This is a genomic window from Thermogemmatispora aurantia (assembly GCF_008974285.1).
Classification (GTDB): domain Bacteria; phylum Chloroflexota; class Ktedonobacteria; order Ktedonobacterales; family Ktedonobacteraceae; genus Thermogemmatispora; species Thermogemmatispora aurantia.
Map to the genome: position 1 here is coordinate 184,139 of NZ_BKZV01000007.1, position 12,661 is coordinate 196,799.

At 61.9% G+C, this 12,661-nt stretch carries 13 protein-coding genes; 5 read left to right on the forward strand and 8 right to left on the reverse strand.

Translation table 11 applies throughout. The features are described from left to right. Positions 1 to 13: 13 nt before the first annotated feature. Both KTAU_RS19045 and KTAU_RS19050 read right to left on the reverse strand, forming a co-directional pair. Positions 14 to 568: a hypothetical protein gene (locus tag KTAU_RS19045; RefSeq protein ID WP_151729865.1), complete on the reverse strand. Its 555-nt coding sequence runs from the start codon at positions 566 to 568 to the stop codon at positions 14 to 16. A 361-nt stretch (positions 569 to 929) separates the two neighbouring features. Then, positions 930 to 2,210, reverse strand: a complete 1,281-nt coding sequence (locus KTAU_RS19050; protein WP_151729866.1) for a cysteine desulfurase-like protein — start codon at positions 2,208 to 2,210, stop codon at positions 930 to 932. Positions 2,211 to 2,368: 158 nt separating this feature from the next. Here KTAU_RS19050 and nth point away from each other — a divergent pair, with 158 nt between their 5' ends. Then, positions 2,369 to 3,106 (forward strand): endonuclease III, encoded by a 738-nt coding sequence (gene nth, locus KTAU_RS19055; RefSeq protein WP_228026541.1) that lies wholly within the window; start codon positions 2,369 to 2,371, stop codon positions 3,104 to 3,106. A 179-nt stretch (positions 3,107 to 3,285) separates the two neighbouring features. Here nth and KTAU_RS19060 read toward each other — a convergent pair whose 3' ends face one another. Then, positions 3,286 to 4,233: a diacylglycerol/lipid kinase family protein gene (locus KTAU_RS19060; RefSeq protein ID WP_151729867.1), complete on the reverse strand. Its 948-nt coding sequence runs from the start codon at positions 4,231 to 4,233 to the stop codon at positions 3,286 to 3,288. Positions 4,234 to 4,637: 404 nt separating this feature from the next. Here KTAU_RS19060 and KTAU_RS19065 point away from each other — a divergent pair, with 404 nt between their 5' ends. Continuing rightward, positions 4,638 to 4,928, forward strand: coding sequence for a helix-turn-helix domain-containing protein (locus tag KTAU_RS19065; RefSeq protein ID WP_052888824.1), 291 nt, complete (start codon positions 4,638 to 4,640; stop codon positions 4,926 to 4,928). A gap of 120 nt (positions 4,929 to 5,048) precedes the next feature. Continuing rightward, on the forward strand, positions 5,049 to 5,300 hold the full coding sequence (locus KTAU_RS19070; protein ID WP_151729868.1) for a helix-turn-helix domain-containing protein: 252 nt from the start codon (positions 5,049 to 5,051) through the stop codon (positions 5,298 to 5,300). Positions 5,301 to 5,639: 339 nt separating this feature from the next. Here KTAU_RS19070 and KTAU_RS19075 read toward each other — a convergent pair whose 3' ends face one another. From KTAU_RS19075 to KTAU_RS19090, 4 genes are all read right to left on the reverse strand, one after another. Further along, positions 5,640 to 7,169: a YifB family Mg chelatase-like AAA ATPase gene (locus KTAU_RS19075; protein ID WP_151729869.1), complete on the reverse strand. Its 1,530-nt coding sequence runs from the start codon at positions 7,167 to 7,169 to the stop codon at positions 5,640 to 5,642. A 128-nt stretch (positions 7,170 to 7,297) separates the two neighbouring features. Then, a complete protein-coding gene (locus KTAU_RS19080) occupies positions 7,298 to 7,621 on the reverse strand; it encodes a MoaD/ThiS family protein (RefSeq protein ID WP_170293432.1) in 324 nt (107 codons plus the stop codon). 167 nt (positions 7,622 to 7,788) lie between these two features. Continuing rightward, positions 7,789 to 9,195, reverse strand: coding sequence for an ABC transporter ATP-binding protein (locus KTAU_RS19085; protein WP_151729871.1), 1,407 nt, complete (start codon positions 9,193 to 9,195; stop codon positions 7,789 to 7,791). Further along, a complete protein-coding gene (locus KTAU_RS19090; protein WP_228026542.1) occupies positions 9,186 to 10,322 on the reverse strand; it encodes a FecCD family ABC transporter permease in 1,137 nt (378 codons plus the stop codon). The genes KTAU_RS19085 and KTAU_RS19090 overlap by 10 nt, the downstream gene beginning before the upstream one ends. Before the next feature lie 335 nt (positions 10,323 to 10,657). Between KTAU_RS19090 and KTAU_RS19095 the strand changes: the two genes are divergently transcribed. Beyond that, positions 10,658 to 11,290, forward strand: a complete 633-nt coding sequence (locus KTAU_RS19095) for a flavin reductase family protein (protein ID WP_151729872.1) — start codon at positions 10,658 to 10,660, stop codon at positions 11,288 to 11,290. Between the two features lie 10 nt (positions 11,291 to 11,300). Further along, complete coding sequence (locus KTAU_RS19100) at positions 11,301 to 11,969, forward strand: uracil-DNA glycosylase family protein (RefSeq protein WP_170293433.1); 669 nt, start codon at positions 11,301 to 11,303, stop codon at positions 11,967 to 11,969. A gap of 128 nt (positions 11,970 to 12,097) precedes the next feature. Here the strand turns inward: KTAU_RS19100 and KTAU_RS19105 are convergent, their stop codons facing one another. After that, positions 12,098 to 12,562: an iron-sulfur cluster assembly scaffold protein gene (locus KTAU_RS19105; protein ID WP_151729874.1), complete on the reverse strand. Its 465-nt coding sequence runs from the start codon at positions 12,560 to 12,562 to the stop codon at positions 12,098 to 12,100. Between the last annotated feature and the right edge of the window lie 99 nt (positions 12,563 to 12,661).

Genomic DNA, 12,661 nt, shown 5'->3' on the forward strand with positions numbered 1-12,661 from the left:
CAGGCGGGACCCTTTAGCTGTCCGGCCCGTAAGCGGTCGTGTTCGGGAGCATCTCCAGATAGGAGCTGGCAAACCACATAGAGCGCGGGACGAGCTGATCGGCGAGTTGCTGCCATTGATCCAGGGCCGCCGGCAGACTTCTGGCGATGCGGAATTCTGTGGCCTCGCGCATCGCCACGGCCAGGAAGCCCTCGCGGACACCAGCTTCTGTCAGAGCACGTAGCCGCCGCTCAAGACCCTGGACAGGAGGGTCACCCGCCCGTCCCGCTGTGGCCAGGCTCTTTAGCTCCTCATCAAAAGTCACGTCACGAAGCTGTTGACGCAGCTGCTCTGCGTCCTCCTGAGAAAATTCCCTTGTCCTCTTCTTGGCTGCCAGGCGTCTGGCCTCTTCAGCCACGGCACGACCTTGCAGGGCCCAGCCAAGAGAAGCCCACAGGCTGTCTAGCCTGGCGACGATCTCCGGGTCGCGCGGCTGGGGAAAGGCCGTGGCAACCCAGCGCTGGATCAACTGCAGGTAGGCTGAGATGCCGTACAGATCATCTGGACCGTAGATCCATTGCTGATCCATCAGATAGTAACCTCCTTACATGTCTGGCCTCCGCCCGGGTTCAATAAAAAAACTACAAGCTTCTCCAGAAGAAGCCAGGTAAATCGAACGCCTGTATTCTCTACCTACCTTAGTGTAGAACAGCGCAGACAAAAATACAAGCGCTCACTCGGCTGGGAAGATCTCATTCTCGCCGCATATGGAGCCTGGGCGGCAAAGTGCGACTGTACCCGCTCCCTCTTCGCCGCCAGGCCCTTAGCTCAGTCAGGTTGCCGCCGTGCTCCTCTTCGCGCCGCGCTCTGCTGCTGCTCACTGGAAAGGGATCGGATTGGCCTTCTCCTGGTCAGCAGGTCCCGATTGGTGCCAGCCAGTGTGCGCCAACTCAGGCCAGCTCTTCCAGGACGCCCAGGACGCGCTCGATTTCGGCGGACGTATTATAGTGGCAGAGGCCGAGGCGCAGAGCGCCGCCACGTCCTTCAAGGCCGAGGCGCTCCATCAGGCCGAGGGCATAATAGTTGCCGTCCCAGGCAAAGATACCGCGCTCACCCAGGGCGGCAGCCAGCTCGCGCGGGTGACGGCCATCGATGGTACAGGCCACTGTTGGGACCCGCTGCGCCAGCTCCTCGGGAGTGGTCCCGCTGAGACCGTAGAGATGCAGGCCCCGAATTTCGCGCAGGCCCCGCAGCAACTGGGCCGCAAGCTGGCGCTCGTAGTCGCTGATGGCGCGCATCGCTACCTTCAGTGTGCGTCGCCGCCCGGCGTAGGGCTGCAGCGCGGGATCGTTGCCATAATGGGCGGCCTGCTCCTCTCCGAGCAGCGTCAGGTAGTCGATGACTCCCAGCAAACCGGCCAGTCCCTCATGGTTCTGGGTCCCGGTCTCCCAGCGATCGGGGACCGCGTTGCTGGCCGGGCGCACCTTGTAGGCTGGGAAGCGCTCCAGGTGTTCGCGCTTGCCGTAGAGAATGCCCAGGTGCGGGCCAAAGAATTTATAGGCCGAGCAGACCAGAAAATCGGCATCGAGAGCCTGGACATCGATCGGCCCATGCGGAGCATATTGCACGGCATCGATCCACACCAGGGCGCCGATGGCGTGGGCCAGCTCCGTAATGCGCCGCACATCGTTGATGGTTCCCACGGCGTTGGAAGCATAGCCCACGGCTACCAGGCGCGTACGCTCGTTGAGTTTGGCCTGCAGATCCTCCAGATTAAGCGTGACATGCTCGGGATGAATATCGACGGTGCGCACAACCACGCCGCGCTCTTGCAAGGCCAGCCAGGGGGCGACGTTGGCATCGTGGTCGAGGACGGTCACAATGATTTCGTCGCCGGGCTGCAACGTTTTGCCGATGGCGCGGCTGAAGGCAAAGGTCAGGGTGGTCATGTTGGGACCAAAGACGATCTCTGCCGGGCTGGCGGCGTTGAGGAAATCGGCCATTGCCTGGCGCGCGGCGGCGATGGTCTCGTCGGTACGCCGGCTGGTGAGAAAGGCCCCGTGGGCGTTGGCGTTGGCCTCGCGCAGGTAGCGCGTCATAGCCTCGATGACCTGCTGGGCGACTTGGGTGCCGCCGGGATTATCCCAGTAGATGACGGGCTGACCGTTCATCTCCTGCTGCAGGGCTGGAAAATAGCGACGGTAGGCGCTCAGGTCAAGAGGTACTGTCATGTGGTGATCCTCCTTGGCAAGTCCCCATTGTCCCTTGCTCTCATCATATCACCTGGCATCGCTGGCTGGAGCTGGCTCCGTGACTGACCGGGTTCGCCCTGTGCTATAATGGGCCTACCATTGAAGGGGGAAGACCAGAAGAAGGCAGGGGACGATTCGTGAGTACTGCAAATCTGCCACCGACCTATCAGGGACCGGCCCCCGGCTCGCCCGAGCATGTGCGTGCGGTCATTGGCGAGCTGCGGCGCCTTTATCCCGATGCGAAGTGCACTTTGAATTATGAGAATCCACTGCAATTGCTGATTGCGGTCCAGCTCTCGGCCCAGTGCACCGATGAGCGCGTCAATGAGGTGACAGCTCAACTCTTCCGCAAATATCGCACGGTTGAGGATTTCGCGAATGCCAATCCCGAGGAACTGGAGCAGGATATCAAGCCGACGGGCTTCTATCGCAATAAGGCGCGCAATCTGCGACTGACCTGCCAGCGGCTGATCACTGACTACGGGGGCGAGGTGCCGCGCAGCATGGAGGCGCTACTGACGCTGCCAGGCGTGGCGCGCAAGACCGCCAATGTGGTGCTGGGGAATGCCTTTGGCATCGTCGAGGGCATCGTGGTCGATACGCATGTCAAGCGGCTGGCGCGCCGCCTGGGCTGGACGCAGAGCGAGGACCCTGAGCAGATTGAGCGCGATTTGATGCGCATTGTGCCGCGTGAGGATTGGCTGGATCTGTCGCATCTCTTGATCTTCCACGGGCGGGCGCTCTGCCGCGCTCGCGATCCGCGCTGCGAGGAGTGCCCACTGGTACCGCTCTGTCCCTCGGCTTTCCAGGCCAATGGGGAGACAGTCGCCACGAAAAAGCGCTCGCGCCGCACCGCTGCGCGCCAGTCCTCATGAGGGACATTCTCAGCGATAGGGACAAACACCCGTCGCAGCCTGATCGATTGGCCCGCGTGGGCGGGGGCCGATGGCGCTGCGACGGGTGAGTGATGCTGTGGCTCGCACTGGAGAAATTCTTATAGTCTTGATAACCGGAAGCGAGATGGACCCACACTACGGGCGCCGGGTCGCTCAGGCTAGTATCTCACAAGCAGCGCCTGCGGAAGGACGGTGACCTCGAAACGCTGGCCGTGGAAAACTTCGCCGTCCATCTGGGCGTTGAGCGGCAGGCGACTTTCGATGGTGAGGCGCTGGATGCGGTAGAAGTGAACTTCGGGCAGGGAAGCGTGTTGACCACGTTTGACGACAGGGAAGAGTCTGAGAGCGCGCCCCAAGGGGGCGTAGTGAATGGTGCAGAGGTCAAGCAGGCCATCGCTGGCGTCGGCCTCGGGGTTGATGCGGAAGCCTGAGCCATAAGTGGGGCCGTTAGTAACGGCCAGCAATACGTAGCGTCGGAAGGTCTCGGCGGGCGGGGCCTCGAGATTGGCAGGCTCCAAGCTAAAGCGCAGCCAGGGGCACTGTCGATAGCCAAGGAGAAGCTGCCTGACAGTGGAGCTGTAGTAGAGGCGCATACCGGTCATAAAAGGAATCTTTTTGAGCTGGCGAGCACCAGCGGCGATGTCGGCGTCGAGACCGACGCTGAAGGAGTTGGCAAAGTAGCGCTCGTTAGCCTGACCGGCGTCGACAGCTCGCGGCTTGCCGTCAAAAGCGTGCTCAATGGCGGCTTCAGGACGGCGAGGCAGCCCCAGGGTGTTGCAGGCGAAGTCGTTGCCAGAGCCGGCGGCGATGATACCCAAAGGGACACGCTGACCACTGCTGAGGATACCATTCACAGCCTCGTGAACGGAGCCATCGCCGCCGACGATGACGATGGGCCGTCCCTGACGGGCAGCCGCGCGCGCCAGCTCTTCAGCTTCACCAGGGCGCGCGGTTTCGCAGTAGTCGGCTCCTATGGCAGCGGCGCGCTGGCGTACCAGGGCACGGTGACGCTGCATACGACCCTGGTTGGCGGCAGGATTGAGGATAACGAGGGGCGGGCGGTTGGCAGGGGAGGATGAAGGTGAAGCGGCAGAAGCGATCTCCATTGAGGGCCTCCAGGCGGCAGAAATGTCGTGCGCCCGGATTGTAGCACGTTTGATCCTCTGCCGTAAAGAAGGGAAGGGGCAAAGCCGGCCTTCCCTTCCTTGTACTGCGTACTATTCTGGCGGTAAGCGGTCTGAGGCCCAGCTGACGGCCCGGCATCCGCTAGGAAGCGGCAGCACCAGCCTGGCGGCTCTCAGAGAGGGAACAGGCGCCTTGGGGCAGTGCCTGTTGCCTTGCTATGAGTATAGCATGGCTTAATCGTAAGATCAAGTCTCTATAGTCTCTATAGTCTAATGGTAACTAAGAGTCTATATGGAATATTAAGTCAATAGAGACTATTTGACGTAATTAAGCAAAGCTGATACAATTTCAAAGAAGAAGACAGCATGTGAGGTGCCAGGCGTAGATGACAGAGCGTAGTAACCACGGAGATGAGTGGCTGACCACTAACGAGGTGAGCAAGCTCATAGGGATTGGCCCGAAAACGGTAGTGCGAATGGTTGAGAGGGGAGAATTAACGGGGTATCGTGTAGCCTCCAGGTGGCGCTTCAAGCGCCATGATATCGAGGCCTATCTTGAGGCGCACCGCTATGGTCCTGAGCGCCCACTCGGGACACGCCAGGAGGGGAAAAGGAACGGGGATGCACAGCAAGAGCCGGGCACGACTGCTGAGGGGACGACTGAACAGTCCTCCTAAGCAAGCCCCCACGCTGCGCGAGCCGGACGCTGCCGTCTGCTGGCTGGCTTCACTAGCAGATGAACAGGGCAACACAGTGCGGCGCTAAGAGCAAGACAGCGTCAGAGGAGTTAGCCACACATGACGGATCGGAGAGTCCAGAACGAAGAGTGGCTTACTACCACCGAGGCCGGGAAGCTCATAGGGGTCACGGCAAGAACGATGGTACGGATGGTAGAGCGAGGAGAGATAACGGGGTATCGGATTGCCTCGGCCTGGAGGTTCAAACGCAGCGACATCGAGGCCTATCTTGAGGCCCATCGCTACGGCCCCGGGCGCCTGCCCAGGTCGCGCAACGACGACGGAGCGGAAGCAGATCAAGAGCCAGACTGAGCAGCATGGGTAAGCACACCTCACCTCACCCATGTGCCTTGAGAACCCGCGTACGGGCAAAGAGAAAAACTCACCTCGCCGATCCCCGGCCCGGGCCAGTACCTCCAGCGAGGAAAAGCGAGAGCAGAAGAGCCGGCACTGGCGAACACAAAAGCACCGTCCAAATCCGGGCCCAGACCTGCCTATTCCTGGCTGGCCAGCCAGAAAGCTGGCGAGCGACGAACATAGGGGTAGCGGCCCTGCAGCGATCCGGGGGATCAAAGCCCAGAGCACAGGGCTGGGCCATAGCGGCAACTGAGCGGGGCAAAGGCCGAGTGCGGGGCGAGAGTCGGGCACCCATCAAGGAGCGATGCGGGGGCGGTACTGCACCGCCTCCGCCACGTGGGCCGAACCGATCAACTCCGCCCCCTCCAGGTCGGCGATCGTGCGCGCCAGCTTCAACAGGCGATGAAAAGCGCGTGCCGACAGCGCCAACTGCTGCACCGCCGCCTTCAGCAAGCGCTGCCCGGCCTCATCCACGCGGCAGAAAGCCTGCACCTCAGCCGGCCCCATCTCCGCGTTGCAGGTCAGGCGCGTCCTCGCAAAGCGCTGGCGCTGGCGCTCGCGGGCGGCCTCGACGCGGGCCCGAATACGCTCCGTACGCTCTGGAGCTGGAGCGCCGGCCAGCTTCTCATAAGCCACACGTGGCACCTCCACCTGAATATCGATGCGGTCGAGGAGCGGACCGCTGACGCGCTTCTGATAGCGGCGCACCGCCGCTGGCGAACACGTGCACTCGCGCGCCACATCGTGCAGATAGCCGCATGGGCAGGGATTCATTGCCGCGATCAGCATAAAATTAGCTGGGAACGTCACCGACCCCTGGGCGCGCGAAATCGTCACCACCTTATCCTCCAACGGCTGTCGGAGGGCCTCCAGCACGTACTGATTGAACTCAGGCAACTCATCCAAAAAGAGCACCCCGCGGTGAGCCAGACTGATCTCGCCCGGGCGTGGTTGGCGTCCGCCGCCCACCAGGCCGGCGTGACTGATCGTATGGTGTGGCGCGCGGAAAGGGCGCTCCATAATGAGCGGCACCTCTGGCGGCAGCAGGCCGCCCACGCTATAGATGCGCGTCACATCCAGGGCCTCCTCAATCGAGAGCGGGGGCATAATCGACGGCGTCGCCCGGGCCAGCAGCGTCTTGCCCGTGCCAGGGGGGCCGCTCATCAGCAGATTATGGCCGCCGCTCACCGCCACCTCCAGCGCCCGCTTCACATGGTCCTGGCCGCGCACCGCCGCCAGATCGTGAGGTGGGCAATGGCGACTCACCTCCTGCAGCAGGGCTGAATTTGGTGGGAAAGGAGCCAGGCGCTGCTCACCGCTCAGGTGGGCCATCAGCTGGGCGAGGGTCTCCACCGCGTAGATCGGCACATCGCGCACCAGGGCCGCCTCGCGCGCATCAACCGCCGGCACGAAGACCGCGCGGAGGCCGCGCTCGCGTGCCAGGGCCACCATTGGCAAAATCCCATTGGTATGGCGCACACTTCCATCGAGGGACAGCTCACCGAGGAAGAGACAATCAGCAATTGGCTCAGCGGGGACCAGCTGGCCCGAGGCCAGCAGAATACCGATAGCGATGGGGAGATCGTAGACAGGCCCCTCTTTACGGAGATCGGCGGGGGCCAGATTCACCGTAATCCGCTTATAAGGAAAAGTCGCCCCACTATTCTTAATAGCGGCGCGCACCCGTTCGCGCGCCTCCTGAATAGCCGTATCGGCCAGGCCCACGATCGTAAAGCCCGCCAGACCATTGGCCAGGTCAACCTCCACCTCGACCAGGGCGCCTTCCAGACCCACAATAGCACAACTTCGAACCTGCGCCAACATCCCGTCTCCTTAAAAACCTCCTCTCCTCCACATAACAGAAGATAGCCCATATTATGGCGCAATAGCTCCACATTTGCAAGCCCACCGATAAAATGGCCAGAGGTCAGTGAGCCGATGCAGGCGCTGACCTAGGGGGTCCGCGCAGAAGGCAGCACAATAATCTCCTCGCCGGGCCTCAAGATGGTCTGCAGGTCATGCGGACCAGTGATCAGCTTGTTGCTCACGAAGAGCTGGATCTGAGCGCGCACACAGCCGTGCTCATCGCATAGGCAGCGCCAGACCTGCGGATAGTGGGCCTCCAGCGCTTCGAACAGTTCGCCTACCGTGCTGGCCCGTACAACGATCTGGCTTTTGCCGCCGTTGCAGGCGCTCAGCGTTGAAGGTAAGCGCAGCGTCACAGTTGCCTGCTCAGTGCCACCCATGCCGTCTACCCTGCCTTTTGAAGATGGCATCGATTTTTCATCGAGAACAAGGCTCGCATTCCGAGACTCTATCATGCTGTACAAAGCAATATACTACATACAAAACCCCGTTTGCAAGCATGGGCCTGCGCAGGTCCCTCCATCCCGCCAATCAACGTCTCTGCCCTCCATCCAACGGATCAGGAGCATGCTCAGGCTCAAGCGGCGCTCAGGGCCAGAACCTCTGTCAGACGACTGATCACACGCGCCCCACTCTGCAGGAGCTGCTCAACCAGCCGGGTTGCCTCGCCGCCGGTATAATCGCGCGCCGCGATTCCCGTCCGCTCCAGGAGAGCTGGAGCTGGCAGCGAACCGCACGAGCTGCCGGGCGTCGGCATCGCGCCCGAGGGTTCCGCCTCAACTGTTTCAGGAGCCAGCAGCAGCACCTGGCGGCCTTGACGGGCCACTGACAGCGCCTCGCGCAGCAAAGCCACATTGCCGGGTCCGACGTACATTGGACAAATAATCAGCGTCTCGACCGTTGCCAGAGCCGCCCGCAGCTCCTCTAGCGCCGCCTGAGAGAGAGGAGCATAGGGCTGCTCCGTCAGCACGCGGCTCGCCAGGCGCAGGGCCAGCGTATGATCGCTGTCACCAATATTGAGCACCCCAGCTAGAAAAGGAATATGCCAATCTGCCAGAGCACGCATCACCCGTTCGCCAGAGCCGCCGCCGGCCATCACGAACACCCGCGGGGGAGGCTCCTGGGTCTCCATCTCCTCCTCGGTCTCTTGAGCCTCGCGACTGCCCGGCGGCACCACACTGAAATGCGCCGTGCCGCGCACGATTCCCACCTGGACCGCAATCCCATAGACACGGCTGAGCAAACGCGGCTCCAGAACCGCTGCCGGGGTCCCGTCTGCCACGATGCCGCGCTGGAAAAGTACCAGGCGTGGAAAATAGCGGGCTGCCAGATTCAAGTCGTGCATAGCGGCCAGCACCGTCAGCCCGTGCTCGCGATTCAGGCGCTGCACCAGCTCCAGCACCTCGATCTGATATCTGATGTCCAGATGGGCGGTCGGCTCATCGAGTAACAACAGGCGCGGCTGCTGAGCCAGGGCCATCGCCACCAGCACGCGCTGTCGCTCGCCGCCGCTCAGCTCATTGAAGGGCCGCTCCGCCAGAGTCATGACGCCAGTTACGCGCATTGCCTCCTCGATCCGGGCGTGATCCTGCGGCCCGTAGCTGCCCAGCAAACCGACAAAAGGCAGGCGGCCCAGCGCCACCAGCTGCTCGACCGTGAAGTCGAAAGGGATGTGCAACTCCTGGGGCACTACCGCCACCACACGCGCCAGCTCGCGCCGCCGCCAGCGACCAAGCTCTCGTCCCTGCAGCCAGATCTTCCCCTGGGTTGGGCGCAGCACCCCGCTCAGCAGGCGCAGCAGCGTGGTCTTACCCGAGCCATTCGGACCCAGCAAACCCACCATCTCACCAGCCGCCAGCTTCAGACAGACGTCAAAAAAGATCGGCTGCAGGCCATAGCCGAAAGTCACATTGCGCACCTCCAACAAGGGCAAACCTCCCGCAGCAGACAAGTTCCTGCTCTCGGGCCTGAGATTCACGACCATCGATACTCCTTCTTACTCTGACGCAGCAGATAGAGGAAAAACGGTGCCCCGATCAGGGCTGTGAAGACCCCAACCGGTAAGACCGCTGGCGCAATCACCGTGCGTGCCAGCAAATCGGCCAGCGTCAAAAAAGAAGCTCCTCCCAGGGCCGAGGCCGCAATCAAAGGGCGGTGGCGCGGACCAATCAGCAAGCGCAGCATATGCGGTGTGACCAGGCCCACAAAGCCGATCAAGCCGCTAATCGAGACCGCCGCCGCCGTCAACAGCGAACCGAGCATAATCAGTAAAAACTTATACCACTCGACCCGTAGGCCCAGGTGGGCGGCTCCCTCCTCGCCCAGCGCGAAGGCATCCAGTACCTGCCCCAAGACCAAAGCCCCACCGATGCCCGCCATGATAAGGCTGCCTACGATCACCACCGGCCACCAACTATTGACGCTAATCCCTCCCGAGAGCCAGTTAAAGAGAGCCTGCAGATTAAACTGCGCCTGGGGACTCAGCGTCAGAATCAGGGTCTGGACGGCCACCAGCAGGGCATTCATCACAACGCCGGCCAGCAAGAGCGTCACCACCGGCGTGCGCCCGCCGACGCGCGCAATGGCGTAGACCAACAGCACTGTCAGTAACGCCCCGCTAAAAGCCAGCAAAGGCGTCAGGGAGAAGAAGAGACCGTAAGTCGTATCGAGCGGCAGAATGAAGGCTATGACGGCACCTAGTGCTGCCCCCGAGGAAGTGCCCATCAAGAACGGATCAGCCAATGGATTGCGCAGCATCCCCTGAAAGAGTACCCCAGCCACCGCTAGCCCGGCTCCCACCAGGGCCGCCCCCAGCGCCTCTGGCAGGCGCAGATCCCAGATAATAATGGTCAGAGCAGGGTCCCAGCCTTGCCGGAAGTGAAAGAGATGGCTACCGTTGAGCAGGATCTGCAGGACAGTCGTAAAAGGAATAGCTGTCGAGCCATTGCTTACCGCCGCCAACAGCGTGGCCGGCAGCAAGAGAACGAGACCCGTAAAGATGAGAGGAGTCAGGTGGCGTCTGACATACATGGCCTTAGCATCAGCGATGGGCGTAGCGGTAGTCGTTGCTGGTGCAGGCGATTCTGCGGTCGTTCTGCTCTCGATCTTCATTCCGTCGGGGGGCTGTCGCTAGGCTACTGCTTATCGCTTTCGCTGTAACTATACGCGCTAGAACTGCCCCTGTCAATGGAAGAGCGGCTAGCAGGACCGTTCTGGACCCTGCTCGCTGGCAGAGAAGCGGCACATATGCTACGATTCTGCTACGGAGTTCTGTCCGAAAGGCCAGTGTCAGGCGCCGACAGGCCCCGGATACTACAAATGAGCAGACGAGGGAACGATGCCTGTGTGCGGGATGGGGCTGCACTGCCCCGAGGCGGCGCACAAGTGGCCTCATAATTCCCTCGCTGGCTTCTGATGGTGAAGGAAGAAGAGGGATCGAGCCGTTAATGTCTATCGACAGAGAACTCTTTCGCCACGTCCTGGGGCAGTTCGCCACAGGAGTAACGGTCGTGACAACGAGGGGCAGCGCCGGCCTGGTGGGGCTGACAGTCAACGCCTTCTGTTCTGTCTCGCTAGACCCTCCGCTGGTCCTTGTCTGCATCGACCTCAAGAGCCGAACCTTGCAGGCCATTCGCGAGAGCCAGATTTTTGCGGTCAATATCTTGAGTGAGGAGCAGGAAGAGCTGGCCCGCTGCTTTGCCCTTCCCTCAGAGGAGCGCTATCGCTACTTCTGCCATGCACCCTATCACCCGGGCGTGACCGGGGCGCCGCTGCTCGAAGGGACCCTGGGTTTTGTGGAAGCGCGGCTGGTGGCCGATTATCCGGGCGGCGACCACGCGATTTTGCTAGGTGAGGTTGTGGCCCTCGGAGCCGCTGATCAGCCCTCGTCCGACAGCGCGAACACTGCCAACGAGCACCAGGTTGCCGGCATGGGAACGCTCCAGGACGGCAACAGGGAGGCTAGTCAGCCTGGTGGCAAGCAGCCGTTGGCCTACTACCGGGGCCGCTATCGCCATCTGGCGCACGATTATGCCCAGCCAAGCCTCTCATCCTTGTCTGCGCCGAGCGATGTTATCTGATGAAGCCTCTTTGCTCCAGCTCGAGGAAGCAGGGCAGCGAGAAGGAGAGAAACAGGAGCGCCTCAAGCAGCTTGAAGCGCTGAAGCGACTCCAGGAGACTTTGCGCCTGTGCCGTCGCTGCCAGGACCAGGGCTATCTGGCGCAGGCCCTGCCCGTGGTCAGCCCAGTGCTGCACGAGGGTCTCATCGGGGGGCTGATGGTCATAGGGCAGGCGCCTGGGCTGCGTTCGCAGCAGCGTGGCATTCCCTTCGGCGGCCCGGGCGGGCGCATCCTGCAATCCTGGCTAGAGCAGGCAGGCTTTCCCCCGGGCTACCTGCATCAGCATGCATATCTTAGCTCGCTCACACGCTGCTACCCAGGACCGGCTCCCCGTGGGCAAGGTGATCGCCGTCCCTCGCCCCAGGAGCTGGCCCTGTGCCGCCCTTTTCTCGAAGCTGAGCTGTCCCTGCTCCGTCCACGCGTGGTCTTACTCGTAGGCGTCATGGCCATTGAAGCCTTCTGGGGCAAAGTCAAACTGGAAGAGATCATCGGGACAGGGCGCCTAGAGGACACCCGACGCTGGCTCCCTTTACCTCATCCCTCGGGAGTCAGCCGCTGGCTCAATACACCCCGGCATCGGGAGCAACTTCAACGCGCGCTGGCGCTTCTGGCCGACTGGCGCCGCGAGCTAGGACTATAGCCCTCAGCCTCGCCGGCCTGCCGCGACTGGCCTCGCCGTGGTCAGACTCCCTGCTCGCTAGAGACACGCGGGAGAGCGGTGAGCCAGGTCAGGAAACGAGCCGACCGGACTGCCGCTTACGAGGGCTGTTACTGTGCTGATCCCGGCTGTGGAGACTGTGGCGGCTGAGGCTGTTCGTGGGCCTGCTTCGGGGCGTCGTCTTGCTGCGAGAGCTTGCGCATGCGATACTCATGTACGCCGCGCTTTAGCGTACCCAGGGCCAGCGTCGCGCAGGTAGGGCGTGTCATCACCACCTCGCGCCCCAGGTCCTCGATCAAATCCTCGAAGCTCAGGTTCTCGATCTCTTCCGCCGTCATCCCGCGCGTCAACTCGGTCACGTAGGAAGCGGCGGCACGGCTAATAGTACATCCCTCGCCCTCCCACTGCACTTGAGCTAGGCGGCCCTGTTCATCGAAACGCCCGTACATGGTGATCACATCAGCGCAACCCGGATTGCCTCCCTTCAAGCTGACATCGGCCTCCTCAAGAGGACCATAGTTGCGCGGATTCTCGTAATGATCAAGCAGAAACTCAATTGCTTCTTGTCTGTCCATAAGGCATCACGGAACTTTCCAGCAAAGCAACGGGGCCTCCACCGTTGTCGGAGAGGCAGACAACCACGGCATCGATAAAGCGACGCTGGCGAAAAAATT

Coding starts and splice junctions, on each gene's coding strand:
- KTAU_RS19045 (WP_151729865.1), bottom strand. CDS start 568: ATGGATCAGCAATGGATCTACGGTCCAGATGATCTGTACGGCATCTCA.
- KTAU_RS19050 (WP_151729866.1), bottom strand. CDS start 2,210: ATGACAGTACCTCTTGACCTGAGCGCCTACCGTCGCTATTTTCCAGCC.
- KTAU_RS19060 (WP_151729867.1), bottom strand. CDS start 4,233: ATGGAGATCGCTTCTGCCGCTTCACCTTCATCCTCCCCTGCCAACCGC.
- KTAU_RS19065 (WP_052888824.1), top strand. CDS start 4,638: ATGACAGAGCGTAGTAACCACGGAGATGAGTGGCTGACCACTAACGAG.
- KTAU_RS19070 (WP_151729868.1), top strand. CDS start 5,049: ATGACGGATCGGAGAGTCCAGAACGAAGAGTGGCTTACTACCACCGAG.
- KTAU_RS19075 (WP_151729869.1), bottom strand. CDS start 7,169: ATGTTGGCGCAGGTTCGAAGTTGTGCTATTGTGGGTCTGGAAGGCGCC.
- KTAU_RS19080 (WP_170293432.1), bottom strand. CDS start 7,621: ATGCCATCTTCAAAAGGCAGGGTAGACGGCATGGGTGGCACTGAGCAG.
- KTAU_RS19085 (WP_151729871.1), bottom strand. CDS start 9,195: ATGGTCGTGAATCTCAGGCCCGAGAGCAGGAACTTGTCTGCTGCGGGA.
- KTAU_RS19090 (WP_228026542.1), bottom strand. CDS start 10,322: ATGAAGATCGAGAGCAGAACGACCGCAGAATCGCCTGCACCAGCAACG.
- KTAU_RS19095 (WP_151729872.1), top strand. CDS start 10,658: ATGTCTATCGACAGAGAACTCTTTCGCCACGTCCTGGGGCAGTTCGCC.
- KTAU_RS19105 (WP_151729874.1), bottom strand. CDS start 12,562: ATGGACAGACAAGAAGCAATTGAGTTTCTGCTTGATCATTACGAGAAT.